The organism is Amycolatopsis palatopharyngis, assembly GCF_003385185.1.
GTDB classification, from domain to species: Bacteria; Actinomycetota; Actinomycetes; order Mycobacteriales; family Pseudonocardiaceae; genus Amycolatopsis; species Amycolatopsis palatopharyngis.
This window is the reverse complement of the sequence record NZ_PQHZ01000001.1, coordinates 245,574-269,070: the sequence shown is the minus strand read 5'-3', so window position 1 is coordinate 269,070 and position 23,497 is coordinate 245,574. Positions and strand designations below refer to the sequence as shown.

At 68.0% G+C, this 23,497-nt stretch carries 26 protein-coding genes; 8 read left to right on the top strand and 18 right to left on the bottom strand.

Annotated features, from left to right (window positions below; all coding sequences use genetic code 11):
• Positions 1–221 precede the first annotated feature (221 nt).
• Positions 222–1,544, top strand: a complete 1,323-nt coding sequence (locus D0C15_RS34905; RefSeq protein WP_245975507.1) for a DUF6801 domain-containing protein — start codon at positions 222–224, stop codon at positions 1,542–1,544.
• 66 nt (positions 1,545–1,610) lie between these two features.
• Here D0C15_RS34905 and D0C15_RS01285 read toward each other — a convergent pair whose 3' ends face one another.
• Positions 1,611–2,060 carry an ATP-binding protein gene (locus D0C15_RS01285; RefSeq protein ID WP_116040544.1) on the bottom strand — a complete coding sequence of 150 codons (450 nt, stop codon included), beginning with the start codon at positions 2,058–2,060 and terminating at the stop codon, positions 1,611–1,613.
• Positions 2,061–2,128: 68 nt separating this feature from the next.
• Positions 2,129–2,533, bottom strand: a complete 405-nt coding sequence (locus tag D0C15_RS01280; protein ID WP_116040543.1) for an STAS domain-containing protein — start codon at positions 2,531–2,533, stop codon at positions 2,129–2,131.
• Between the two features lie 116 nt (positions 2,534–2,649).
• Between D0C15_RS01280 and D0C15_RS01275 the strand changes: the two genes are divergently transcribed.
• From D0C15_RS01275 to D0C15_RS01265, 3 genes are all read left to right on the top strand, one after another.
• On the top strand, positions 2,650–4,092 hold the full coding sequence (locus D0C15_RS01275; RefSeq protein ID WP_245975506.1) for a PP2C family protein-serine/threonine phosphatase: 1,443 nt from the start codon (positions 2,650–2,652) through the stop codon (positions 4,090–4,092).
• 67 nt (positions 4,093–4,159) lie between these two features.
• A complete protein-coding gene (locus tag D0C15_RS01270) occupies positions 4,160–4,786 on the top strand; it encodes a TetR/AcrR family transcriptional regulator (RefSeq protein ID WP_116040542.1) in 627 nt (208 codons plus the stop codon).
• 20 nt (positions 4,787–4,806) lie between these two features.
• Complete coding sequence (locus D0C15_RS01265) at positions 4,807–5,052, top strand: hypothetical protein (protein WP_162829864.1); 246 nt, start codon at positions 4,807–4,809, stop codon at positions 5,050–5,052.
• A 76-nt stretch (positions 5,053–5,128) separates the two neighbouring features.
• Here D0C15_RS01265 and D0C15_RS01260 read toward each other — a convergent pair whose 3' ends face one another.
• The 3 genes from D0C15_RS01260 to D0C15_RS01250 form a co-directional block, all read right to left on the bottom strand.
• The gene (locus D0C15_RS01260) at positions 5,129–5,512 is read right to left on the bottom strand and encodes a hypothetical protein (protein ID WP_162829863.1); all 384 of its coding nucleotides are present in this window, start codon (positions 5,510–5,512) and stop codon (positions 5,129–5,131) included.
• A gap of 117 nt (positions 5,513–5,629) precedes the next feature.
• Positions 5,630–6,055, bottom strand: coding sequence for a nucleoside deaminase (locus D0C15_RS01255; RefSeq protein WP_116040539.1), 426 nt, complete (start codon positions 6,053–6,055; stop codon positions 5,630–5,632).
• Positions 6,052–6,918, bottom strand: coding sequence for an LLM class flavin-dependent oxidoreductase (locus tag D0C15_RS01250; RefSeq protein ID WP_116040538.1), 867 nt, complete (start codon positions 6,916–6,918; stop codon positions 6,052–6,054). The genes D0C15_RS01255 and D0C15_RS01250 overlap by 4 nt, the downstream gene beginning before the upstream one ends.
• 92 nt (positions 6,919–7,010) lie before the next feature.
• Here D0C15_RS01250 and D0C15_RS01245 point away from each other — a divergent pair, with 92 nt between their 5' ends.
• Complete coding sequence (locus D0C15_RS01245) at positions 7,011–7,469, top strand: Lrp/AsnC family transcriptional regulator (protein ID WP_116040537.1); 459 nt, start codon at positions 7,011–7,013, stop codon at positions 7,467–7,469.
• 116 nt (positions 7,470–7,585) lie between these two features.
• Here the strand turns inward: D0C15_RS01245 and D0C15_RS01240 are convergent, their stop codons facing one another.
• From D0C15_RS01240 to D0C15_RS01220, 5 genes are all read right to left on the bottom strand, one after another.
• Positions 7,586–8,245, bottom strand: a complete 660-nt coding sequence (locus D0C15_RS01240) for a response regulator (RefSeq protein WP_116040536.1) — start codon at positions 8,243–8,245, stop codon at positions 7,586–7,588.
• Positions 8,242–9,351 carry a sensor histidine kinase gene (locus D0C15_RS01235; RefSeq protein ID WP_170161318.1) on the bottom strand — a complete coding sequence of 370 codons (1,110 nt, stop codon included), beginning with the start codon at positions 9,349–9,351 and terminating at the stop codon, positions 8,242–8,244. Before D0C15_RS01235 ends, D0C15_RS01240 begins: the two co-directional genes overlap by 4 nt.
• A 46-nt stretch (positions 9,352–9,397) precedes the next feature.
• Entirely contained in the window at positions 9,398–10,240 is an 843-nt protein-coding gene (locus D0C15_RS01230; protein WP_116040534.1) for an ABC transporter permease, read from the bottom strand.
• Complete coding sequence (locus D0C15_RS01225; protein WP_116040533.1) at positions 10,230–11,132, bottom strand: ABC transporter ATP-binding protein; 903 nt, start codon at positions 11,130–11,132, stop codon at positions 10,230–10,232. The genes D0C15_RS01230 and D0C15_RS01225 overlap by 11 nt, the downstream gene beginning before the upstream one ends.
• Positions 11,133–11,244: 112 nt before the next feature.
• Positions 11,245–12,036 (bottom strand): alpha/beta fold hydrolase, encoded by a 792-nt coding sequence (locus tag D0C15_RS01220; protein WP_211323045.1) that lies wholly within the window; start codon positions 12,034–12,036, stop codon positions 11,245–11,247.
• Between the two features lie 189 nt (positions 12,037–12,225).
• Here D0C15_RS01220 and D0C15_RS01215 point away from each other — a divergent pair, with 189 nt between their 5' ends.
• Positions 12,226–12,837, top strand: a complete 612-nt coding sequence (locus tag D0C15_RS01215) for a LysE family translocator (RefSeq protein WP_116040585.1) — start codon at positions 12,226–12,228, stop codon at positions 12,835–12,837.
• Between the two features lie 13 nt (positions 12,838–12,850).
• On the opposite strand, the gene D0C15_RS01210 is transcribed toward D0C15_RS01215, so the two are convergent.
• The 4 genes from D0C15_RS01210 to D0C15_RS01195 form a co-directional block, all read right to left on the bottom strand.
• On the bottom strand, positions 12,851–14,071 hold the full coding sequence (locus tag D0C15_RS01210) for an RNA polymerase sigma factor (RefSeq protein WP_116040532.1): 1,221 nt from the start codon (positions 14,069–14,071) through the stop codon (positions 12,851–12,853).
• 17 nt (positions 14,072–14,088) lie between these two features.
• Entirely contained in the window at positions 14,089–14,442 is a 354-nt protein-coding gene (locus D0C15_RS01205; protein WP_116040584.1) for a YciI family protein, read from the bottom strand.
• Between the two features lie 29 nt (positions 14,443–14,471).
• The gene (locus tag D0C15_RS01200) at positions 14,472–15,056 is read right to left on the bottom strand and encodes a dihydrofolate reductase family protein (protein WP_116040531.1); all 585 of its coding nucleotides are present in this window, start codon (positions 15,054–15,056) and stop codon (positions 14,472–14,474) included.
• Between the two features lie 114 nt (positions 15,057–15,170).
• The gene (locus tag D0C15_RS01195; protein WP_116040530.1) at positions 15,171–16,178 is read right to left on the bottom strand and encodes a helix-turn-helix transcriptional regulator; all 1,008 of its coding nucleotides are present in this window, start codon (positions 16,176–16,178) and stop codon (positions 15,171–15,173) included.
• 61 nt (positions 16,179–16,239) lie between these two features.
• Here D0C15_RS01195 and D0C15_RS01190 point away from each other — a divergent pair, with 61 nt between their 5' ends.
• Positions 16,240–17,625, top strand: coding sequence for an FAD-binding oxidoreductase (locus tag D0C15_RS01190; protein WP_116040529.1), 1,386 nt, complete (start codon positions 16,240–16,242; stop codon positions 17,623–17,625).
• A gap of 170 nt (positions 17,626–17,795) precedes the next feature.
• On the opposite strand, the gene D0C15_RS01185 is transcribed toward D0C15_RS01190, so the two are convergent.
• Together D0C15_RS01185 and D0C15_RS01180 are read right to left on the bottom strand one after the other, a co-directional pair.
• Positions 17,796–18,566, bottom strand: a complete 771-nt coding sequence (locus tag D0C15_RS01185) for a YwaF family protein (protein WP_116040528.1) — start codon at positions 18,564–18,566, stop codon at positions 17,796–17,798.
• 53 nt (positions 18,567–18,619) lie between these two features.
• A complete protein-coding gene (locus tag D0C15_RS01180; RefSeq protein WP_116040527.1) occupies positions 18,620–19,960 on the bottom strand; it encodes a wax ester/triacylglycerol synthase domain-containing protein in 1,341 nt (446 codons plus the stop codon).
• 192 nt (positions 19,961–20,152) lie between these two features.
• Here D0C15_RS01180 and D0C15_RS01175 point away from each other — a divergent pair, with 192 nt between their 5' ends.
• Positions 20,153–20,680 carry a GNAT family N-acetyltransferase gene (locus D0C15_RS01175; protein ID WP_116040526.1) on the top strand — a complete coding sequence of 176 codons (528 nt, stop codon included), beginning with the start codon at positions 20,153–20,155 and terminating at the stop codon, positions 20,678–20,680.
• 19 nt (positions 20,681–20,699) lie between these two features.
• Here the strand turns inward: D0C15_RS01175 and D0C15_RS01170 are convergent, their stop codons facing one another.
• On the bottom strand, positions 20,700–22,052 hold the full coding sequence (locus D0C15_RS01170; RefSeq protein WP_116040525.1) for an amidase family protein: 1,353 nt from the start codon (positions 22,050–22,052) through the stop codon (positions 20,700–20,702).
• Entirely contained in the window at positions 22,049–23,389 is a 1,341-nt protein-coding gene (gene codB / locus D0C15_RS01165) for a cytosine permease (RefSeq protein WP_116040524.1), read from the bottom strand. Before codB ends, D0C15_RS01170 begins: the two co-directional genes overlap by 4 nt.
• Positions 23,390–23,497: the final 108 nt, after the last annotated feature.

The following is a 23,497-nucleotide window of genomic DNA, read 5'->3' as shown; positions in this document are numbered from 1 at the left end:
CCAACATGCGCTCGTGATCGTGGCGGACATTGACAATTTTTCGCCGGTTTGTCGCCGACTCTCGTCGGCATCTTGCGTGTACTGATCGCCGATCACTACCTTACTCGGCGGTAGAGAGTTGTCGAAAAGCTTTCTTGCCGCTGTCGGAAAACATCGATCGAGCCAAGTTCTCCCGGCTGATTCGGGTTTTTCGTATCAATGCAGATACCGCGGAGGATGTAGTGAAAAAGCGAAATGGAATGAAGAAGCTCGTGGCGGCAACCGCTGCGAGTGCCACCGCCGCAGGCGCTGTCGTCACCACAATGCTCCTCGGTGCCGGGGCCAGCTCGGCCGAGCCGGTGACCCTGGAGCTGAACTATCAGTGCCCGTTCCCGCTGATCGGCACCCAGCCGATCAAGGTGGTGATCAACGCCGACCTGCCCGCGACCGCGGAGGTGGGCACGCCGACGCCCGAGTTCAACATCGAGGCGATCTCGACCGTTCCCCCGACCGCGACACAGGGACTCAACCTGGTCGGGGCGGCAACCATCGAAGGTACCGCCAAGGCCGAGTCGACGGTGACCGCACCGGAGGCGACCCTGCCGGTCACCGTTCCGACGACGATCGCCAAGACCGATGTTCCTGCCGAAGGGGCCTTCGAGGTGCTCGCGTCGGGAAAGACTCCGTCGCTGACCTTTTCCCAGCCAGGCGAGGCCAAGATCAATGTGGGCGACCTGCTGCTCACGCTGACCCCGCGCAAGGCGGACGGTTCGGAGACCGGCCTTGGCACGTTCGACTCACCGTGCACCCAGGACGAGGGTCAGAACAATCTGCTGACCACGATCCAGATCGTCGAGGGAGGTGGCACCACCCCGCCCACCGACCCCGCCGAGCCAACTGAGCCCACCGAGCCAACAGAGCCAACTGAGCCCACCGAGCCAACAGAGCCAACTGAGCCCACCGAGCCAACAGAGCCAACTGAGCCCACCGAGCCGACAGAGCCAACAGAGCCAACAGAGCCAACTGAGCCCACCGACCCGACCCAGCCTCCTGGCGACGGCATCGAGTACGGCTACCACCTCGAGGGCTCGTCCTACATCAAGAAGCTCGACGCCAGCACCAGTCTGTCCGGCGGTGTGGATGCCAATCTGGAGCTCGCCACCGGGAACTTCACCGGAGACCTGACTCTCGACCCGACCAGCGTCGAGGCCAAGCTGTTCGGCTTCGTCCCGGTCAAGTCCCAGGTGGATTTCGTCCAGGAAGGCAAGACCACCGGTACGTTGAAGGACGGCTCGCTCACCGCGACGAGCACGATGACCATCAAACTGCCCCAGGTTTCGACCTTCGGCTTCCCGATCAGCAACTCGCCGGAATGCCAGACATCGTCCCCCTCAGAGATTCCACTGCGGTCCGGTGAGGGGTTCGACCCGCTCGCGGGCGGCACTCTCAGCGGTACGTACACCATTGCCGGTCTTACCGGTTGTGGTGAGCTGAACGATTTCATCAGCATGTTCGCCGAGGGACCGGATAACACCGTCGAGATCGACCTGACCCCGAAGAAGTAGTAGCGCACGCACCGTTACGGGCCCGTTCCGGTTGGCAGACAGCCGGGGCGGGCCCTTCGGCCGCGCTTACTGGACGCGATCGTTGGCCGAAGCGAGTGTCCAGCGCATGTGTACGACGGTGCCGTTCGCCGTCGGCTCCACCCGCGCATGATCCGCGAGCTGGTGAATGAGGGGCAGGCCGCGGCCGCCGAGCGGTCCGGGTTCGGCCTGTGGCTGAAGCCAGCGACCCTGGTCGGCGACCTCCACCTCCACTACCCCTCGCGGCGACCAGTACTCGGCACGCAGGTCCAATGTCCCGGTCCGGCCGGGATAGGCGTGGGTCACCGTGTTGGCGAGAGCTTCGTAGACAGCCAGCGTGAGTGCCTCGACCTGATCATCGGTCAGCCCGACGCTGCCGGCCCAGCAGGCCACAGCGTGCCGGATCGCGGGGAGCCGTTCCGCTTCGGCCGGGACTCCCGAATACTCCAATGCCGCGGTCAGTTCGACCGTGGTGGGACTTTGGCCATTGCTATGCATGCGGCCGCTCCCTTGTGTGCTCGCGTTGTCACCGTTGCCTCCGGTCGCGGCTACCCGCGGCACGCTCCTTAACTCGTCGGCGGTTCGGATTCAGCTGTCTGGCGGCCGTCAGGGGAGAGCGCTTCCGCGCACGATCGGTAGACGGGGATCTCCTCGTCGAGTCCGGTCAGTTGCAACGGCCGGTATGTCGCGCTGCCTTCCGCCACCAGTCGCAACTCGGTGCTCTCACGTGCCGCTTGGTGCGCGCCGACGAGTGCGGCTAATCCGGGTGATGCCAGGAACTCGACCTTCGACAGGTCGACCACCAGCGTCTCGGGATGGTCTTCGAGAGCCTGTGTCAGTTCCCGTTGCAGGTCAGGCGCGGTAAGCAGATCGACCTCGCCGGCCACGGCCAGCACGATCGAGCTTCCGTGGTCCTCTCGCGCTACCGTGAGTTGGCTACCGGAGGGGAGCGACGGATCGGACGAAACCATGACTTCCAGTGTGCACCACGGCACAACCGCGTGCAGGATTGTCAGGCCGGGGTGGCACGGGCAGCTCCATTGATTAGAGTGAATGCGGTTGAGTCACCAGCCTTTGGACTACGCACATGCGCCGACGAGTCGGGCGTTGGGCGTTCCTGGTCATGTGGCATCAGCTCACCGGTCCTGGTGTGGGCGCCCAGGACCTGCGACACCCGCCCAGCGCCTTCGTTCGGCAGGAACGGAGCGAACTCGTCATGACCGCGATCACCCCCTCGGCCGGCAGCGGCTCCACGAATGTGGATGAAGCCGAGCAGACACGGCTTGCGGCGGTTGCCCGGTACGAAATCCTCGACACCCCGCAGGACGGTTCGTTCGACCGGATCGCGGCGCTCGCCGCGCGACTGCTGGACATGCCGATCGCGACGGTGTCCATCATCGACGCGGATCGGGTCTGGTTCAAGGCGGTGCTGGGACTGGACGGGGTGACGCAGGTGGGTCGCGACCCCGGATTGTGCGTCTCGGCGATCCAGCACGATGGTCCGGCATACGTCGTGCCCGATGCCGCGACGGATCCGCGAACCCGGTCGAACCCACTGGTCCAGGGCGAGCCCGGGGTCCGGTTCTATGCCGCGGCGCCGATCACCACCTCCGACGGTCACCGGCTGGGTACCGTCAACGTGCTCGACACCCGTCCCAGGGAGCTCGATGCGTCGGGTGTCGAGACATTGAAGGATCTGGCGGCCCTGGTGATGGACCAGCTGGAGGCCCGGCTGTCCGCGCTGGTCATGCTGCGGCACGAACGGTCGATGCGCGAGCAGGCGGAGCGGGACGCGGCCACCATCGAGGATTTCGCCGGCACCTTGCAACGCACGCTGCTGCCGCCCGCGCTACCCCGCGTGCCGGGGCTGGAACTGGCCTGTCACTATCACGCGGCGTCGTTGCGCGAGGTCACCGGCGACTTCTACGACGTGTTCTCCCTCGGCGACGGGCGGTGGGGGTTCTTCCTCGGCGATGTCGCCGGGCACGGTGCTCCGGCGGCCGCGGTCACCTCGTTGATCCGGTACACGCTGCGCACCGCGGCGCTGCACGAGGCCGACCCCGTCGTGGGACTGACGGAGCTGAACACGGCCATGCTGATGGACTCGCACAGCTCGCAGTTCTGCACTGTGCTGTTCGGCATCATGACCCCGGGCGCCACTGGCGGGTTCGACCTCGTCCTCGGGGGTGGCGGGCACCCGCCCGCGTTCTGGCTGCATGCCGACGCCGGCCGGGTGGAACAGGTGCGGCCGGTCGGCGGGATGCTGGTCGGCGCGCTGCCGGACGCACGGTTCGTGACCACCCGGATGCATCTGGCCCCAGGTGACACCCTGCTGCTGTACACCGACGGGCTCACTGAGGCCCGCCCGGACGGAGCGTTCTTCGGCGAGGACGGGCTGGCCGCGTTCCTCACCGGCCGGACGAGCACCTCGGCGAACGGCCTCGTCCGAGACCTGGCGGAGCTCATCAGCGGTTTCGAGCCGGGGCCGACCGACGATGTCGCCCTGCTGGCGATGACGGTCGACCGCTGATCGGCCCGGTGTATAACGACCTATATGGCGCCGCCTTGGCATGGCCTGTGGCAGGAGAGGACTGGCAGTGCCGAGAACTGTCGATCATGACGCACGTCGTACACAGATCGTGGAAGGCCTGATTCGGGTCGCCGGGCGCGCGGGCCTGCACACGGTCACCATGCGATCCGTGGCCGCGGAGGCCGGTGTCTCGCTGCGGCTGGTGCAGTACTACTTCCGGAGCAAGGCCCAGCTGATGAACTCCGCACTGCGACATCTGGAGCAGCAGAGTGATGAGCGGTGGGCTCGCCGGCTCGCGGAGTCGTCGGATCCGTCCTCGGCCAGGGCCGTCATCGAGACGTTCCTCGCCGAGGCCCTCCCGGTCGACGAGCAGAGCCGGACCTTCCATCTCGTCTGGACCTCCTACGCCGTTCTGGCGATGTCCGATGAGGAGCTCGCCGCGCAGCCGTTCGTGGAGGGGCCGAATCGGCTCGAACGGCAACTCGCGGACGTACTGCGGCAGGCGCAGGCCCGTGACGAACTGGCCGCCGATCTCGACGTGTACGCCGAAGCCGCGAGGTTGATGGCTGTCAATCACGGCCTCGGCACCAGCGTGCTCGTCGGCCAGCGCAGTCCGGAAGCGGCCGTCGTGGTGTTGCGCTACCACCTGGACCTGCTGTTCGGGCAGCTCCCCAGCGTCGCCGAAACGCGGTAACCTTCTGCATCCGGACACCGATGTCCGACGTGACCCGATACTTGCCAGCAATGGGGCGAGATATGAGCAGCACGTCCAGATCGACCGGCGAACGGTGTCCGTTCCCCGGCTGTGGTGAGGCGATCCTCGAGATCACCGACACGATTGATCCTGCTGGTTCCGCCGCTTCAGGCGCGGAGGGAAAACTGCGAATGATCGTGCGCTATCGCTGTCCAACCGCCGAATATCACATCGACACCGACTGGCGGCCGTTGCGGCAGTTCTAGGCTCGATGCCGGCAACTCCGGCCGAGGCGGATCGCCGGCACCGACGATCGGGCATCCGGCCGGAGTGCGGCGGTGTTCAGCTCCCAGCGACGGTTTCCGCTCGCCGGGTCAGTCCGGCCGTTTGCAGGCCGGCCAGTGCGAGTACCACCAACGCCTGCGCAAGAACGAAGAGCACACCCAGAGCCGAGAGCCCGGACCAGGCGAGAACGACGTAGCCAAGACTTGCCAGCACCCAGATCACGTTTCCGGCGATGACATCGCGGACCAGCGCCGGGGCCGAGTTCGCCGAGACCCGAGCGGCGAACGCCGCCCAGATCAGCAGCCCGGAACCTGCCAGGATCGACAGCGGCACCGGAAGGCCGAGGAGTCCATCGAGGACTCCGGCCAAGGCGATCAGCAGGACGCCCAGCGCTGCCGAAGCCACTGCGTCGACGCGTAGCATCATTCGAAGATCTCTCATTGTCGCCTCCACAAGCGGACGGAACGGATGAGTTCCACTCTGCTCATGGCCTGGCGGCGCGTCGATTACGTGACAGGTAATGCCGTTGCCGCGGCCCGGGTTACCGCTTTCCGGGGCTCAGCGGTAGTACCCCTCGACCGGGACACGCGCCTCGTCGAACAATGCTGGCCCTTCGAGACGCACGAGTGGCTGGGACGTCGCCGGCTTGAGGGTGGTCAGCTGTTCGGTGGAGAGCGCGAACACGATGCGGCCGAGTCCGGACCGGTCGATGGCACCCGTACACATCGTGCAGGGCTGGCAGCTGGTGTACATGGTGGTGGCCGCCGCGGTGACCGGGTCGAGTTCGCGGGCCGCCCACCTGGCCAGCTTCTGTTCCGGATGTGCGGAGATGTCGTTGTCGGTGAGGACCGTGTTGTGTTCCTCGGCGAGGACCGCGCCGTCCGGGCCCACGAGGAGGGAACCGAACGGGGGATTTCCCCCCTGCCGTGCCGTGGCGGCCAGCGCGATCGCCTTGCGAAGGAAGTGTTCGTCGTTCTGCGTCATCGCATCTCCGTTCGTGGATCTTCGTCCTGTCGTCTCGTGGCCGCGACAGCCGCGAGCGCCTGCCAGGCGATCTCGGGATGAAGGGTCTCGAGTGGGTCGCCGTTGAACGGGTCGAGAACTACTGTGCCGGCGCCCAGCAGCCGCAACTGTTCGAGATCGTCGCGGACCTGCTCGATGGTGCCTTCGCCGGCCAGCCGTTCCGGGGCGGTGATCGGTGACTCGGTGAGGCGCAGGGCGATGCGGGGGGCGAAGTCAGGCGTCGGCCGCCCCAGCGCGTTCGCCTCGGCCTCGATCTTGTCGCAGGCTTCGCGCAACCAGCCGATGGTGTTGCGCAGGGGATGCCAGGCGTCACCGAGCCGTACCGCGCGGCGCATCCCCGACACGCTGTTGCCGCCGACCCAGATCGGGATCTCGCCGGCCTGGTAGTCCTCGTTGTCACTCCAGGCGTCCCGGACCGCACTGAGGTGATCGTCGGTCAGCGATCCCCGCTGCTCGAACGGGATTCCGAGTGCGGCGAACTCGTGCCTGGCCCATCCCACACCGACGCCGAGCACCAGCCTGCCCCCGCTGAGCTGGTTGAGGTTGGCGGCCATCCGGGCGACGAGCAAGGGATGCCGGTAAGCCGCGACGAGCACCGTCGTACCGAGGCTGATCCGGTCGGTGATCCCGGCCAGCCAAGCGAGGGTCGTGAAGGGTTCGTAGAACGGTGCCGGGTACTGCTCCGCGACATCGGGTGTCACGGCGATGTGGTCGGAGACCAGCAACAGGTCGAAGCCGAGTCCTTCCACCGTTCGCGCCCAGCTGCGGAGCATGCCGGGATTGGTACCAGGCCCGAAGTTGGGCACATTCACGCCTATTCGCACTGCTCAAGGCTATCCAGGCGGAAACAAGGGCGGAAGGCGACGATCCCGGTGTCAAGCCCTCGCGGCCGTGAATCTGCCGGTATGTTGCCCAGATGACCGAGAGTCTGGACGCTACCGATTGGTCCATCCTGATCGAGCTCCAGCGCGATGGCCGCCTTGCGCTCACCGAACTGGGCCGGCGGGTGAGCCTCAGCGCCTCCGCGACGACCGAACGGGTCCGGCGCCTGGAGGAGGCGGGAGTCATCACCGGGTACCGGGCGGATGTCGACCTTTCGAAGGTCGGCTTCGCCGTACTCGCGGTGGTACGACTGAAGTATCCCGGCAACCGGCACGAGCCGTTGCATCACCTGCTTGGGGAGCGCGCGGAGATCCTCGAATGTCTCCGGATCACCGGCGACGACTGCTACACACTCAAGGTCGCGGCGGCCTCGATGCCCCACCTCGAAAGCATCGTCAACGAGCTGTCCCAGTTCGGCGGCACCACGACGAATGTCGTCTACAGCCAGCCTCTGCGGTTTCGCGGACCGCAGGGGCCGCCGCGGATGGGCTAGCCGACGGCCCCCGAATCTGCCAACTCGGCCCCCGAATCTGCCAACACGGGCCCCGAATCTGCCAACTCGAGCCCCGGAACTGCGAACTCGGGCCCCGGATCTGCCAACTCGGGGGTTCAGCTTTGTGTCAGGTTGGATTGGTAGGCGAATACTACGAGTTGGGCGCGGTCCCGGGCGCCGAGTTTGATCATTGCCCGGCTCACGTGCGTGCGCGCGGTGGCCGGGCTGATGACCAGGCGGGCGGCGATCTCGTCGTTGCTGAGGCCGTCGCCGACGAGTCCGACGATCTCCCGTTCTCGTTCGGTCAGGCTCGCGAGCCGGGGATGCGGCTTCGCGACGGACCGTAGATCGCCCGAGCCGAACTTGGCCACGACGCGACGGGTGACCGAGGGCGAGAGCAACGCGTCGCCCTGGGCGACCAGCCGGATCGCCCTGAGCAGTTCCGCGGGTTTCGTGTCCTTGAGCAGGAAGCCGCTCGCGCCGTAGGACAGCGCGTCGAAGACGTACTCGTCCAGTTCGAAGGTGGTCAGCACGATCACCCGGACGCCGGACAGTTGCTCGTCGGCACTGATCCGCCTGGTGGCCTCGATGCCGTCGACCCCGGGCATCCGGATGTCCATCAGCACCACGTCCGGCCGATGCGCGCGGGCGAGCGACACCGCTGTGAGCCCGTCCCCGGCCTCGCCGACGACCGAAAGGCCGTCCTCGCTCTCTACCAGGGTGCGCAGCCCGAGCCGGACGACGTCCTGGTCGTCGACGATCAGGACGGAGATCATTCGCCGCCGCCCGACGGGAGGACACAACGGACCTCGAAGCCCCCGTCGCGGGTGGGCCCCGCGGTGAACGAGCCGGCGATCGCGTGTACCCGTTCGCGCATTCCCACCAGGCCCAACCCCTGCCCGTCGCCGGCCGTCGGCGCCGGACCCGGCGGGTTGGTCACGGAGATGCTCACCTCGTCAGTCTCGTAGCCGACCCGGACGTGGGCAACCTGTGCCCCCGAGTGCCGGAGCACGTTGGTCAGGGACTCCTGCACCACGCGGTATGCCGCGAGGTCGACCGCGGCGGGCAGGGAACGTGGTTCGCCTGCCGTCTCCACACTCACGTCCACGCCCGCCGCTGACAACCGCCCGGCGAGTTCGTCGAGTCCGGCCAGGCCGGGCGCCGGGGCGCGGTGCGTTTCCGGTCCGCTCCGCCGCACCGCCGCCAGAGTCGCTCGCAGTTCCTCCAGCGCGTCGGTACTGGTCCGGCTGATCGTGTTCAGCGCGATCTCCGCCTGTTCCGGCTTGCGGGCCAGCAGGTGCAGCGCGACATCGGCCTGCATCTTGATCGCGGCCAGTCCGTGTCCCACCACGTCGTGCACCTCCTGTGCGACGCGCAGTCGTTCGTCGTTGACCTGCCCGCGAACGATCTCCGCGCGGGTCTGCTCCGCGGACTGCCTGGTCAAGCGAACCGTCACCCCGACCGCGAAGGGGACGATCACCCAGGCCGACCCGGGAATGATGCCGATCAGCCCGATCGCGCTCGACTGGACGAACAGGTGCAGGAGCAGGATCGGCAGCGCCAGTGCCGCGGCGACGGCGGAACGGGGCAGCGCGACATGGCGAGCGACCGTGTAGATCGCCACCATGAACGAGAGCAGGATCGGGCCGAAGGTGTAGCCGAGCACGAGATATGCCGACGTGGCGACCGTCGTGGCCGCGAGGACCGCGAGCGGCCAGCGCCCGCGCACGGCGACAGCGGCCGCGGCGATCACGACCAGGGTGATGGCCAGTGCGTCGACAGGAGTGTCGAGGGTGGTGCGCTCGTCCGCGCCGAAGGTGCCGAACACCCCGATGACCACGAATGCGAGCGCGAGCAGAACGTCGCGGATCGGCACTCTCATCCCGTTCACGGGCCGCTCCTCCGTGTTCTCCGCCGGATCCCGGCCATCACCCGATGTCCCTGCGAGACAACAGCCAACCACCGATGGTGGCGAAGGCCGCCAGGTACCCCGCGACGACCAGTGCCGCCTGTCCGCCGCCGACGATCTCCGAGACACCTGGCGTATCCGCGGCCGCGCCGAGTGCCGCGACAAGTGAGCCCGCGTTCGGACCGGGCAGGGCCTTCTGCAGGTCCGCGATCCAGTCCACGAGTGGCGCGGCGATCGAGGCGATCAGGTTCTGCACGGCGAGCAGCCAGACGAGCCCGAGGCCGATCGGGAGTGCGACACCGCGCAGCGCCACGGCCAGCGCGATTCCCAGTGCTGCCCACATCATCGTGATCAGCCATCCCGCGCCGAGGCCGGTCGCTATCGCCGACACCGACGGCCAGAGCATCGGCTGCTCTTCCAACGCGGCCACCACGGCGCTGGCGATCGCCGTGGTGGCGAACAGCGACACGGTCAGCGCGAGCACACCCACCGCGACGGTCACGATCTTCGCGCCATAGACCGTCAGCCGAGAAGGACCCTGCGCGAGCAGCGTCTTCCAGGTCTCCGTCGTGTACTCGCCACCGACCACCAGCACACCGAGGACGAGGGCGAGGGCACCCACGAACACCGGCGTTCCGGCGAGTGCGCTGCCCGCGAACTCCGCCGGCAGCATCGCGGCCAGTCCCCGGTCGCTGTTCGGGGGGCCTTCGGTGCCGCCCGCGAAACCGGCGTACGGGATGAGATAGGCGAAGGTGAGGCTCAGTACGACGGCAACGGCGGCCAGCAGCCACAGCGAAGGGCGCCGTGCGGCCTTCGCCAGCTCCGCCCGCACGCTCCGAACACCCTGGAGTTCATCGAGCATGGGAGTTACCTCCGGTCAGTTCGAGGAAGGTCTGTTCCAGGTCAGGGCGGTGCCAGCGGAGTTCGGTGACTGTCAGCCCGGCGTGCACGAGCTCGTTGTTGATGCGGCCCGCGTCGGACTCGTCGGCATCGAGATCGATCGCGCTGCCGTCCCGGTGCACCCGTTCGTTGCCGAGCAGCGACGAGAGCAGGGTCAGCGCGGCGTCCACAGGATCGGCGACGACGCGCAGAGTCGCACCGGAAGCGAGTTCGTCCACCGGTTTCTCGGCGATCAGCTCGCCGTGGGCGAGCACGCCGACGCGATCGCAGATCTGGGCCACTTCACCGAGAAGATGGCTGGACAGCAGTACGGTTCTGCCCGCACTGGCGAGTTCGCGGATCAGCACGCGCATATCCGCCATTCCTGCCGGGTCCAGGCCGTTGGTGGGCTCGTCCAGGATCAGCAGGGCAGGGTCCTTGAGTAACGCGGCGGCCAGCCCGAGCCGCTGTTTCATGCCGAGCGAGTAGGCCGAGTACCGATCGCGCGCCCGGTCGGTCAGGCCGACCGTTTCCAGCACCGTCGCGACGCGCTCCCCGCGGACTTTCGCGTGGTGCGCGAGCACTCGGAGGTTGTCCCGCCCCGACAGGTACGGGTAGAAGGCCGGCCCCTCGACGAGCGCACCGACACCGTCGAGGTGGCCACCGACGCGTGGTTCCCTGCCCCGCACCCGCACACTGCCCGACGTCGGCCGGACCAGACCGAGAAGCATCCGCAGGGTGGTGGTCTTCCCCGCACCGTTCGGTCCGAGGAATCCATAGACCTCACCGGGTTCGACCGTCAGGTCGAGGTCACGAACGGCAGCGGCCCGGCCGTAGTGTTTGCTCAGTCGTCGTGTCTCGACAGGTTTTTCCATGGCCACAACTGTGCGGGGGAAACAGCGCCGGGTCGTCCGCGCCGCGGCGGCACTTCGCCTACGTCGCTCGACGTAGGCTCCGGTCGTCCACCATTCCGGAGCCGCGGCGGCCTCAGCCGGTCAGGAAGTCGGTGAGCACCGGCGCGAGTACGTCGGCAGGCACGAAGTGGTCCTGTCCCTTCAGGATCTCGTGCCGTCCGTTCGGCATCGCGTCCGCGACCTGCCTGCCGACCTCGATCATCCACTCCGGACTGGTCTCACCCGCGAGCACAAGGGTGGGCGTGCGCACCTCGCCCGCCTGCCGTGCGAAGGACCTGCCACCTCTGCCGGCGTCGTCCATCGCCGCGAAGTCGTAGAGCATCGTGTGGGCGATGGCCTGTACCTGGGGGTCGGTGCTCATCTGCCGCACCATCTCGGGTGGCATCCCGGTGCCGGAGAGGATCAGTTCGAGTGCGTCGCACCGGCGGTCCTCGGCCAGCAGGCCCTCGATCTTCTCGGCGTCCTCTCTGGACTGACGCCGTACCCGCTCGTCGTCGGGTTCGAAGGGGGGTTCGTGCAGGACAAGCTTCGGAATCGTCAGCCCGTGTGCCGCGGCGTGCAGGGCAAGGCCCGCGCCGGAGGAGTGGCCGTAGACCGAGGCGCTTCCCCCTGCCCGCGCGATGAGCGCGGCGATGTCCTCGACCTCGCGCTCGACCGCATAGGGGGTGGTGTCGCCGCTGTCGCCCCGGCCCCTGCGGTCGTAGTTGAGCACGGTGAAGTGCCGCGCCAGTTGTTCCGCCAGCGCGGCGGTGGTCTTCCGGTCACACAACGCGGCGCTCACCAGGATGACCGGGTCGCCGGCCCCGAGCGTCTCGAAGGCGATGGGTGTGCCGTCGGTCGATGGCACAGTAGTCACAGTGGACATGAGGGTCCTTCCGGTTCTCGGCACACGTCCGCGGTGCTTCTCGTGGCAAAAGCCGAAGCCGATCGAGTGATCTCGATATGCGGCCACGGCCGTGCTCTGTGGTTCTGCACGACGCGGGCAACCGATAGTGTGAACGGTGCTGAGGGTGTCACGCAGGCGGCGCCGGTTCGCGTCTATGGGGAGTTCGCCGTGAGTATCGAGTTCTTGTTGACGACGCTGGTGATCGTCGCGACGCCGGGAACCGGCGTTCTCTACACACTGGCGGCGGGACTCTCGCGGGGCGCCCGCGCGAGTGTCGTCGCCGCGGTCGGATGCACACTCGGCATCGTCCCGCATGTCGTCGCGGCGGTCACCGGGCTGGCCGCCCTGTTGCACACGAGCGCGCTCGCGTTCCAGATCCTGAAGTACCTTGGGGTCGCCTACCTCCTCTACATGGCGTGGAAGACGCTGCGGGACAAGAGCGCCTACACCGCCGACGAGCGACACTCATCGCGCTCGGCGGTGCAGGTCATCACCTCCGGTGTGCTGATCAACGTGCTCAATCCGAAGCTGACGATCTTTTTCTTCGCATTCCTACCGCAGTTCGTCAGTGCGGGCGAGTCGAGTGCGGTACTGCGGATGCTGGAGTTGAGCGCGGTATTCATGTTGTTCACGTTCGTGGTGTTCGTCGGGTATGGAGTGTTCGCCGCCGCGGTCCGCAACCGCGTGCTCACCAGACCTCGTGTGCTGGGCTGGATGCGTCGCGTTTTCGCGGGCACGTTCGTCGCGCTCGCGGGCAGGCTCGCGCTGACCGACCGCTAGCGCCGCGCCGTCGTCACCCGATGAGTTCGGCCCTGCGGCGCTGGAGAAACGCACGCTCTGCCGAGTTCGCGCAGTACCGCAGTGCCGCGTCATACGCCTCGACGGCTTCGGTCTCACGCCCCAGCCGGCGGAGCAGGTCCGCGCGTACGGCATGGAAAAGGTGGTACCGGTCGAGGTCGAGCTCGTGCACGAGTGCGAGCGCGGCGGCGGGCCCCTCGGCCTCCGCGACCGCGACCGCACGGTGCAGTGCGACTACCGGTGTGGGGGAGTGGGCGAGCAGCTGGTCGTACAGCTGCCGGATCTGGGTCCAGTCGGTCGCGCCCGCCGTCGGGGCGTCGCTGTGCACCGCCTGTATCGCTGCCTGAATCTGGTACGGCCCTGGCCGACCCCGACGCAGGCAGCGCCGGACGAGGGCCTGTCCCTCCGCGACGAGATCGTGGTCCCAGCGGTCGCGATCCTGCTCCGCCAGAAGGACGAGGGCGCCTTCGTGAGTGGTGCGGGCGGGTCTGCGCGACTCCACGAGCAGCATCAGTGCGAGCAGGCCGAGGACTTCGGGTTCGTCCGGCATGAGTTCGGCGAGCAGTCTGCCGAGGCGGATGCCTTCGACGCTGAGATCCTCGCGAGTGAGCCGCTCGCCCGCACTGGCCGTGTAACCCTCGTTGAAGATGAGGTAGACGACGGCGAGCACGGGCCGCAGGCGGTGCGGGAGTTCGGCCTCGGCCGGGATCCGGTAGGGGATGCCGGCATCGCGGATCTTGTTCTTCGCCCGGACCAACCGCTGGGCCAAGGTCGGCTCCGGGAGCAGGAACGCCTTCGCGATCTCGGCGGTGGTGAGCCCGCCCAGCAGCCGCAGGGTCAGTGCCACCTGGGCGGAGCCGCGAAGCGCCGGATGGCAGCAGGTGAAGATCAGCCGCAACTGTTCGTCGCGCACGGGTCCCTCCTCCCTCGGCTCCTCCGTCGCGTGCAGCAGGGCGGCCTGTGCGTGCCGGTCGTGCCGCGACGCTTCCCTGCGCATGCGGTCGATGGCCCGGTTGCGGGCGGTGGTGATGATCCAGCCGGCCGGGCTCGGTGGAAGGCCGGTGCCGGGCCACTGCTTGCAGGCAGTGGTGAACGCGTCCTGGATGGCGTCCTCGGCGATGTCGATGTCGCCGAAGACGCCTGCCAGTACCGCGACTGCCCTGCCGTACTCCTCGGCGAACACCCGGGTGATCTCCGAGGAGGGCAGCGGGGGCATGGGTGACGGTTGGGACATCAGCCGCCGGAGTCGTCGTGGAACGGCCGTACCTCGACAGGGAGCGTGGTGGCCTTGGCGATCCTGCGGCCCCATTCGAGCGCCGCGTCGAGATCGGCCGCCAGGATGATGTTGAAGCCGCCGATGTGTTCCTTGCCCTCGGCGAACGGCCCGTCGACGGTGAGCACGTCGTCGCCCTTGGGGCGCAGCATGGTCGAGGATTCCGGCGGGTGCAGGCCGCCCGCGAACACCCAGGCGCCACTGTCCTTGAGGTCCTGGTTCACCACGTCGAGTTCGCGCGTCACCTTCTCCAGCACGCCGGGCGGGGGAGGACCACCGTCGGGCTGGTAGATGTTGATCAGGTACTTCCTCATCTGTTCCTCCAGTTCAACGCCCGCTGACATTACGACCTTGCCCGCTCGTAGGTCGCGAGCAACACTCCGGTGGTCGACTGCACGGTCTCGGTCAGCCGCAGTGGCGCGTGCGCGCCGTCGTCGCCGAACAGGCGGGCGCCCGATCCCAGGATCACCGGGTGGATCAGCAGCAGGTACTCGTCGACGAGGTCGTGGCGCATCAGCGACTTGAGCAGCAGGCCACTGCCGAGCACGACCAGGTCCTGTTGCTCCTTGAGCCGGGTCACCGCGTCCACGACGTTCCCGGAAACGAGTTCGGAGTTGTCCCACCGCAGCGGGCCGGTCAGCGTGCGCGACACGACGTACTTATGCGTCTTGGTGAGTACCTCCGTGATCGGGTTGGCCTCCTGCCGTGGCCAGTAACCCGCGAAGTCCTCGTAGGTCCGCCGGCCGAACAGGAGTGCGCCGGTGTGGGCGGTCATCCGCTCGCCCATCGCGCTGCCCATGACCGAGTCGTTGTAGGGCGAGGCCCATCCGCCGTGCTCGAAGCCGTCTCGCGGGTCCTCGTCGGGGCGCCCCGGGCCCTGCATGACTCCGTCAAGGGTCACGTTGTTGACCACACTCAGCTTGCCCATGGTGTTCCTCCTTCGTGTCGGGCCCGTGCTGTCGCTGCTCGCGGGCACGGGTTGCACCCCCTACACGAACGGGACACACCGGATTCGACAACCGGACGGGTTCCGTGGAGAAAATTATTCAAGAGCAGTGGCGCCGGGGGCCACCGCGCCGAGTCGATGCCCGAGTTCACGGACTCGCCCGGTGATCTCCTCTGGTGCCTCGATGCTGAAGTCCGCGCCCAGAGCCGCGATCGCGGCGAGGAACTGCAGCACCAGTGCCTCGGAGTCCGCGCTGAGCCGAATCGTGCACTCCCGCGGTCCGTGTTCCTCGATGTCGCCGGGGATGTTCGCGAACAGGCCTGCTCGCACGGTGTCGGCGGGCAGTGCCACGGTGATCCTGGCCGTGTGCCGGTACTGGGCACCGGCGAACGCCTGGGTCAGGTAGGTGGCGGCATCCGGTGCGGGCAACTCGCGCCGGGTGAACCGCCGATGCGTGGGCCGGGGAGCGCCGATGCGATCCACCCGGAATGTGCGCCAGTCCGGCCTTTCTGGATCGAACGCGAGCAGGTACCAGAGCCCGTGCACCGTGACCAGGTTGTGCGGCTCAACCCGGCGCGCACTGGTCTCGCCGCCGCGGGCCCGGTAGTCGAAGGCGAGGATCTCCGTCTCATGGCAGCACGATGCGAGCACGGCCAGGACGGTGGGATCCACCGGCGGCCCGGTGTGCCGGTGGGGCACCGCCGCGGTGGCGGCGGCGAGAGCGGCCAGTCTGGGGCGCAGCCGGGCGGGGAACACCCGCTCCAGCTTCGCCAGCGCCCGCATCGAACTCTCCTCGATGCCGGCCACGCCACCGCCCGCGGCATTCGCGAGCCCGATGGCCACGGCGACCGCCTCACCGTCGTCGAGCAGCAGCGGGGGCAGGTTGCCATCCGAGGTGAGCCGATAGCCTCCGGCGGTTCCGGTTGTCCCCTCGACCGGGTAGTCGAGAGCGCGCAACCGGTCGACATCCCTTCTCAGCGTGCGGTCGCTGACACCGAGGCGCCGCGCGAGTTCGCCGCCGGACCACTCTCGCCTGCTCTGCAGTAGCGACAGCAGCCGGAGCAGCCGTCCCGGCATGTCCTTGCGCGTCGATTCCCCGTCCATACCCGCAGATTGCCACAGCTTCCGGACAAGATATGACCGCAACGACTTCTAGCTTGGGGTTATGAAGCCATTAAGTGATGAATCAGCCGAAGTCAGCGACCTCGCCGGTCGGACCCACGGACCGGTGCTCACGCCGGGCGCGGTCGGCTACGACGAGGAACGAACCGGGTACCAGCTCCTCTCGGCACACCGTCCCGCGCTCGTCGTGGGCGCGCTCGACGCACACGACGTTCGCGCCGCGGTGGAGTTTGCCGTCGCGACAGGGGCGAAGATCGCCGTGCAGGCCAGCGGGCACGGGCTCGGCGAGGCGCTGGACGGCGGAGTGCTGATCAGCACCCGCCGGATGAACGAGGTCACGGTGGATCCGGCCGCGGCGACCGCCTCGGTTGAGGCAGGCGCGACCTGGCAGCAGGTGATCGACGCGGCGGCACCGTATGGTCTGGCCCCGCTGTCGGGCAGTTCGACCGGGGTCGGGGCGGTGTCCTACACATTGGGGGGCGGGGTCGGTCTGCTGGCCCGGCGGCACGGTTTCGCCGCCGACCACGTGCGTCGCATCGACCTCGTCACCGCCGATGGGCAACTGCGGCACGTGACCGCCGACAGTGACCCCGACCTGTTCTGGGCCCTGCGCGGAGGCGGTGGCAACTTCGGTGTGGTGACCGGCATGGAGATCGGGCTGCTGCCGCTCTCCACGATCTACGGCGGTGGCCTCTACTTCGACGTCGAGCGGGTACCAGGTGTTCTCGAGGCGTGGTGCGGGTGGACGAGAACGGTGCCGGAGGAGATGACGTCGGCGGTGACCGTGCTGCCGTTTCCCGACCTCCCGATGATGCCGGAGGCCCTGCGCGGCAGGCACGTCGCCCAGATCCAGATCGCCTACGCCGGTGGCGCGGAGGAGGGTGAACGGCTGGTGCGACCGTTGCGGGAACTGGGATCGCGACTGCGCGACACGCTGCGCGAGTTGCCGTACGCCGAGTCCGGTGCTGTGTTCGACGAGCCGGACCAGCCACACGGCTACCGGTCGGCGAACCTGCTGCTCGGTGCGCTCGACCCGGACGCGCTGGCGACGTTGCCGAAGCTGGCGGGCCCTTCGGCGCCGGTGATGTGCGTGGTAGGTCTGCGTCATCTCGGTGGCGCGCTCGCCAGGGCACCACGGGTTCCCAACGCCGTGGGCCACCGGGCGGCCGAGTACTCGCTGTCCGTGCTCTCTCCGGTGGAGCCGGGCCAGGAGGGCATGGCACGGGACACGCACCGCGCCGTTCTCGAGCCGTGGGCGGAACAGGCGCTCGGTCGCTCGCTCAACTTCACCTTCGGCCCTACCGGCGAGCGCGAGGTTCGCGACGCCTTCGCGCCCGATGACTACTCGCGGCTCGCCGAGATCAGGACGAAATGCGACCCGGGAGCCCACTTCCACAGCAACCACGCGATCCCACCTATCGCACCCTGACCCCACCCCGGGTCGTGGTCTCGCACTTTCCCGGGAAAGTGCGAGACCGGAAAACTCCCGGCGCAGGTCACGGGCTTCCCCTCCCGCGCTTTCCCGGGAAAGTGTGATACGTGCGTGCGCAACAAAACTACCGCGCTTTCCCGGGAAAGCGCGGTGGTTGGGCTTCGGGGTCAGGCCGGGTGCACTGCTCGACCAGATCGGGTCCGGGTCCACGGCCAGGTCATCAGCGCCCAGACGGTCAGTACGAGCGCGAACTCGGGGACCAGGTACCAGGGCCACGGTCCGAACAGGTCCAGCAGGCTGGGAATCTCCGGTTTGCGGTTGAGGAAGCCGTAGTTGGTACCCGAGACGGCGTTGAACGCCATCGCCACAGCCGCCCAGCAGACGGTGACGACAGTGGCGATCCGATATCCGCGCCAATCGGGGCGCAGGCCGAGGCCCCAGGTCAGAAAGATCGCGGCCCAGACGACGAACAGGTGCATCGCCCAGAAGGCGAGGAACTCGTGATGCGGGAAGTCCGGCCCGGTGAGCACGGGGGACACGAGCGCCTGGGTGCTCAGGGTCAGGCACCAGTAGTAGGTGAGCGCGTGGGCCCACTGCCGGTGCGACCACAGTGCGTACGCCACCGTGAAACCGGCGAGATCGGAAAGGTGCAGGGGAACGACGTGGTCGAGTCCCCAGCCCGCCAGAGTCACGGAGTAGACCTGCACGGTCAGGTGCAGGGTGAGCACGACGAGCGCGAACGTGCGGCTGGCGAGGCGGGCTCGTCGAGTGCCACGCTGCCCGCGCCCCCACCGGACGAGCACTGCCACCCCGGCGGCGAACACGACGAGCACGAGCCAATGGGAAAGGCCGTACGGGGTGAACTGCGGAAGGTCGCCTTCCACACGCGCGGCCACGGCCGGGATGAGGCCGTGCTCGCTGACCTGCCGCGTCGGCATCGTCTCACCCTCCGGTCAGCCTGGCCGGTGCGTCAAGCCGGTACCGGCCGATGTCACCCGTGTGCGACGAGGGTGTCGAGTTCGCATTGCAGAGCCTCGGCCAGCACCGGCAGGTCAGGACAGCGGTCCGGGTCCGCGATCACCGTTATCAGCAGCGTGCCGGAGTAGGAGAGCGCGACGAACGAGACGGTCATGTTCCCCCTGATGGCGGTCACCGGAACGATGCCGGCCACCGGCGCACCGAGAAACGACAACGGGGTGTGCGGACCGTGCAGGTAGGTCACCGAGGTCGACACCAGACGCTGGCGATTGACCACCCAGCTGAGCAGGTTCAGTGTCGCGAGCAGCCGGAACACCGGTGCCACCAGGGTCGAGGACACCCCCCTCTGCCTTGCCTTGTGCCGCCGGGTGATGCGCGCGATGGCTTCCAGCCGGTGCGGGCCGGATGTCGGTAACGGAACGGGAACCGAGCCCACCTGGTTGCCGAGGTGGACAGCGCTGCCCGTTCTGCGCGAGGAGACGGGGATCGACACCGTGAGCGTGCCGACCTGCTCACCGCGGTGCCGCAGGAGTGCGTGCAGCGCTCCCGTGGCGGCGCACAGCACCGCGTCGTTCACCGTGGCCCCACGGGAATGTGCGGTCGCGGTGACGCCGGCCAGCCCGGCCCGGGCTGTCACGAACCGGCGGCGTGGTCCGGCGGCCTGGTGCAGGGAGTTGGGGCAGGGGTGGCGGCAAGGGGTCAGCTGCGCGAGTGCGTCCCTGATCCGGCCCGGGGCGCGAGGCAGTGCGGCGAGGGCACGCAGCCTGGTCCGTGCGGCGTCCTTCGCGAGTTGTGCAGCGGACGGCCGGGGCCGAGGGAAATCGGGATCCGCGGTGGTGGTCATGTTCTTCCCGCCCCGCATACCGTCCACGAGGTGGGCCAGCACCGCGAGCCCACCGACGCCATCGGCGAGCACGTGGTGGAAGGTGACGATCAATGCCGTCCGTTCATGACTGAGCCCGTCCACCAGGATTGCCGACCACAAGGGACGGTCGGGTGGTAGCGGGCGGGTGGCGATATCGGCGGCTGTCGTGAGTAACGCCTCCTCGTCACCAGGGCAGGGACAACGAATCCGGTGTACGTGTGCGCGGATGTCGAACGCGGGGTCGTCCATCCACACAGGACGACCGAGTCCCGGAGCGACCGGAACCAGGCGTTGGCGAAACCGGGCAAGCCCGCTCATTCTCGCGTCCAGTGCGGCCATGACGGTGTCGAGCCCGAGGGGAGTCCGCGTTTCCAGCAGCAGTACGCCGGCGATCTGCAGTGGCGGGAACCCGACGTCGGACGCGAGGGTCATCAGGTCGTTGGGAGTCGCCCTGTCGATGCCTCGGCCGCGTTGGTGTGACGTGCTCATCTGGCTACCGGGCGACGGACGGTCGCATGGTCATCACAGCACGAATTCTACGCCGAGGACGGTTGACCGGCGCCAACTCCGCGAGCGACCTCGAACGAGCCCAACTGTGTATAACGTCCTATACGGCGGCGCTCTGTTCGTTCCCGTAGTAAATCCGTCGCCACTTCCCGGGCGCCGGCGTAATTTGGCACCGTGACGACAAACCTGCGCGGAATCGCGGTGAACCTGCGCCCGGCGACCGATGCGGACATTCCCGCACTGGTCAAGATCCGGCTCACTCCCGCGGTACTTGAGCGGTGGCGTGGCGACGGCGAAGACATGGCGGCCTCGGTCGCGCAGGATCTCGCGGATCCCGACATCCAGACCTTCGTGATCGTTTACCAGGACCAGGTGGCCGGTGCGATCCAGTGGGGCTCGGAGGACGAACCGGACTACCGGCACGCGAATGTGGACATCTTCGTCGATCCGGCACTGCACGGACGCGGAGTGGGTACCGATGCCGTGCGCACGCTCGTCAGATTCCTGATCAACGAGCACGGATATCACCGCTTGACCATCGATCCGGCCGCGGACAACGCGGCGGCGATCCGCTGCTACGAAAAGGCAGGATTCCGTCCGGTGGGCGTCCTGCGGCGTTACGAACGCGCACTGGACGGAACCTGGCACGACGGGCTGCTCATGGATCTGCTTGCCGACGAGTTCGTGGACCGGCGGCCGTGACCGCGACGGCGGTGGCAGGTCAGTGCCGTGCCCGGAGTAGGACCGCCTCGACCTCGCGGGCTGCCGCCAGTACTTCGGTATCGGCTCCCGCGGGCGCGGACAGCAGCACGTTTCCGTGCCCGAAGGGCAGTGAGACACCGGGCATGCCGAGGTAGCTGGTGAGCATGGTGTTCCGCAGGACCCGCCGGTTCGCCGCGTCGTAGCTGTGCTCGTCAGCGAGCAGCGGAGTCAGTACTGGCGCGGGATCGCGAACCGTGGGGAACCCGAGCAGTGCACCATCCAGTTCGGACCGGACCTGCTCTCGAAGGGCCGGTAGCTCGCGACGCAGGATCGTCTTGCTCGCGCCTCCCGGTTCTGATGTCGCGAGCCTGCGCAGCACTGCCGGGTCGACGCCGCGGGCCGGCGGCTCGGTGAGCAGATGCCCGTACCGTTCGTAAGCCTCGGCCACGACGAGCGTGCCGTGGTCGTCCATCAGCCGTTGTGCCCGCTCCAGACTCGCCAGCCTCCGCTTCCGCACGCTGAATCCAGCTGCCGTGAGACACCTGACAGCCTCGGTGAACGCGGCGGCGACCGTGGGCGCGCAATCCTCGACGAGCTCGCCGGTCGGCACGACGACATGCGGTGGTCCAGCGGCGGATGCATCCACATGCGACGTTCCCGAAAGGACCGTGTCGATGGCGAGGACGTCGGCCACCTGCCGGGCCAAGACGCCCACACTGTCCAGAGTGGGCGCGAGTGGAATCATTCCGCTCGTGTCGTAGCGTCCTGTACTGGCCTTGAAACCGACCAGCCCGCAGAACGCGGCGGGCACTCGGACCGAGCCGGAGGTGTCCGTGCCGATCGCCAGCGGCGTCAGGCCCAAGGCCACCGCGACGGCCGAGCCCGAGGACGAGCCGCCGGGCAACCTGGCCGGATCGAGTGGGTTGGCCGGCGTGCCGAACCAGCGATTGATCCCGAGCCCGGAGAACGCGAACTCGCTGAGATTCGTCTTACCGAGGCAGACCATGCCGGCTTCGGTGAGGGTCCGGACGATGGCAGCGTCGGTCGTGGCGGCCGGGGCGTCCGCGCGCGTCGCCGAGCCCGCGGTGGTGGGGGTCCCCGCGACGTCGAAGAGGTCCTTCCAGGCCACGGAAACCCCGTCAAGATCGCCACGTGCCCGTCCGGCGCGGTACCGGTCCCGGCTCGCCGCCGCCTCATGAAGAGCTCGTTGCGTTGTCGTAGTGATGAATGTGTGCGCGGCGTCCGCCTTTCCTGCCGCCTTGGCGAGTGCACGGCACACCTCAACCGGATCCAGCCTGCCCTCGCGGAAGGCGTGGGCCGTGCGCACCGCACCCAGCTCCGCCACCAGCCGCCGGAGTTCGTCGTCACTCACGCCGGTGCCGTCGCGGGTTCACCCGGGGCGAGCACGGTGTGGTTGTGGTGCCATCCAGCGCGCCGGGCCAGCGACTCGAACAGCGGCACCGCGAGCACCGCTGCGAGAATGCCTTGGACAGGTGGCAGTCCGACCGCCAGCTGGTCACTGACGAACGCGACGCTGGTTCCGGTCGCGTAGGCCGCGACACAGGTCCAGCGGAACCGCACGAATCGGGTCCGGTCCACCGGTGGCAGCGCACCACGCCACACGAACACGTAGTCGCCGATGATCGTCCCGCCCAGTGGCGGAATCAAAACCCCCAGCAGGATCAGGTATTGCGGAAGCGCCTCGTAGATGCCGGAGAGGGCGAGTACCACGGCGATCGCGATCCCACCGACGACGAACGGACGTTTGCCGCGAACCCCGGTGAGTTCCGCGCCGGCCAGACCGAACGCGTACGCCGCGTTGTCCTGAGTGGTCCACACGTTGAGCGTGAGCAGGATGACCGCGGCCACGGTGAGGTTGAGCCTGAGCAGCACGGACACGAAGTCACCCTCGGCGAACGCCAGCGCGCCGACCGCGCCGAACACCAGCATCAGCAGGTTGGCGACGAAGAACGAGCCGAAAGCCGCGATGAACGCCTGCCGGGGCAGGCGGGCGAAGCGACTCCAGTTGGGCGTTTGTGTCCCACCGCTGACAAAGGTGCCGACCACGATGGTGACGGCCGTGGCCCACGGCAGGGTCGTGACCGGGTCGATGTCGCCGAAGCCGCTGATGCCCCCCACCTCGTCGGTCGCTTTGATGACGACCCAGCAGCACAGGACGAACATGAGCGGGACCGAAACGGCACTGAGGATCTCGATTCCGCGATACCCGATATAGGCGGTGAGACCGGTGAGCGCTGAGCCGGCGATGATGACCAGCCACTCGAAGCCGTGCCAGCCGAAGGCCTGCACGATCAGCTCACTGAGGAAGGCGGCGGTCACCGCGTACCAGCACACCTGGGTACCGCCGAGCAGGAGGTCCGCCCACTTCGAGCCACCGCTGCCGAGGGTGTAGCGCGCGAGCAGCACAGTGGTGAGCCCGGTGCGGGCGCCGATGACCGCGAGTACCGCGACGTAGGTCCCGAGGATGACGCTGCCGGTCAGCAGGACCGTGAGCAGTGTTCCCGGCCGGAACGCCGTTGCGACCTGTGCCCCCGCGAGCATGGTCGGGGTGAAGAACACGAAACCGAGCAGGACGGTGGTCAGGGAGAGCAGGCCCCGTCGGGCGCTGCGCGGTACCTCGGTCAGCGGGTAGTCGTCGGCGACCACCGTCTGCGCGACCGCGTCACGTCGTGCCCCGAGTCTGGGCATCTCGTACCTCCGTGCTGTGGGATGACTGGCGAAGCAGGTGCGGACAAGGGCACCAGCACACTCGATCGCACGCTAGGGAGCTATCTCTAGGGAAAACCGAGACCAACT

Excerpts from the sequence above, each read along its gene's own strand:
- D0C15_RS01285 (WP_116040544.1), bottom strand. The coding sequence starts at position 2,060 with ATGCATAGCAATGGCCAAAGTCCCACCACGGTCGAACTGACCGCGGCA.
- D0C15_RS01280 (WP_116040543.1), bottom strand. The coding sequence starts at position 2,533 with ATGGTTTCGTCCGATCCGTCGCTCCCCTCCGGTAGCCAACTCACGGTA.
- D0C15_RS01275 (WP_245975506.1), top strand. The coding sequence starts at position 2,650 with ATGCGCCGACGAGTCGGGCGTTGGGCGTTCCTGGTCATGTGGCATCAG.
- D0C15_RS01265 (WP_162829864.1), top strand. The coding sequence starts at position 4,807 with ATGTCCGACGTGACCCGATACTTGCCAGCAATGGGGCGAGATATGAGC.
- D0C15_RS01260 (WP_162829863.1), bottom strand. The coding sequence starts at position 5,512 with ATGAGAGATCTTCGAATGATGCTACGCGTCGACGCAGTGGCTTCGGCA.
- D0C15_RS01255 (WP_116040539.1), bottom strand. The coding sequence starts at position 6,055 with ATGACGCAGAACGACGAACACTTCCTTCGCAAGGCGATCGCGCTGGCC.
- D0C15_RS01245 (WP_116040537.1), top strand. The coding sequence starts at position 7,011 with ATGACCGAGAGTCTGGACGCTACCGATTGGTCCATCCTGATCGAGCTC.
- D0C15_RS01240 (WP_116040536.1), bottom strand. The coding sequence starts at position 8,245 with ATGATCTCCGTCCTGATCGTCGACGACCAGGACGTCGTCCGGCTCGGG.
- D0C15_RS01235 (WP_170161318.1), bottom strand. The coding sequence starts at position 9,351 with ATGAGAGTGCCGATCCGCGACGTTCTGCTCGCGCTCGCATTCGTGGTC.
- D0C15_RS01230 (WP_116040534.1), bottom strand. The coding sequence starts at position 10,240 with ATGCTCGATGAACTCCAGGGTGTTCGGAGCGTGCGGGCGGAGCTGGCG.
- D0C15_RS01225 (WP_116040533.1), bottom strand. The coding sequence starts at position 11,132 with ATGGAAAAACCTGTCGAGACACGACGACTGAGCAAACACTACGGCCGG.
- D0C15_RS01220 (WP_211323045.1), bottom strand. The coding sequence starts at position 12,036 with ATGTCCACTGTGACTACTGTGCCATCGACCGACGGCACACCCATCGCC.
- D0C15_RS01210 (WP_116040532.1), bottom strand. The coding sequence starts at position 14,071 with ATGCCCCCGCTGCCCTCCTCGGAGATCACCCGGGTGTTCGCCGAGGAG.
- D0C15_RS01205 (WP_116040584.1), bottom strand. The coding sequence starts at position 14,442 with ATGAGGAAGTACCTGATCAACATCTACCAGCCCGACGGTGGTCCTCCC.
- D0C15_RS01200 (WP_116040531.1), bottom strand. The coding sequence starts at position 15,056 with ATGGGCAAGCTGAGTGTGGTCAACAACGTGACCCTTGACGGAGTCATG.
- D0C15_RS01195 (WP_116040530.1), bottom strand. The coding sequence starts at position 16,178 with ATGGACGGGGAATCGACGCGCAAGGACATGCCGGGACGGCTGCTCCGG.
- D0C15_RS01190 (WP_116040529.1), top strand. The coding sequence starts at position 16,240 with ATGAAGCCATTAAGTGATGAATCAGCCGAAGTCAGCGACCTCGCCGGT.
- D0C15_RS01185 (WP_116040528.1), bottom strand. The coding sequence starts at position 18,566 with ATGCCGACGCGGCAGGTCAGCGAGCACGGCCTCATCCCGGCCGTGGCC.
- D0C15_RS01180 (WP_116040527.1), bottom strand. The coding sequence starts at position 19,960 with ATGAGCACGTCACACCAACGCGGCCGAGGCATCGACAGGGCGACTCCC.
- codB (WP_116040524.1), bottom strand. The coding sequence starts at position 23,389 with ATGCCCAGACTCGGGGCACGACGTGACGCGGTCGCGCAGACGGTGGTC.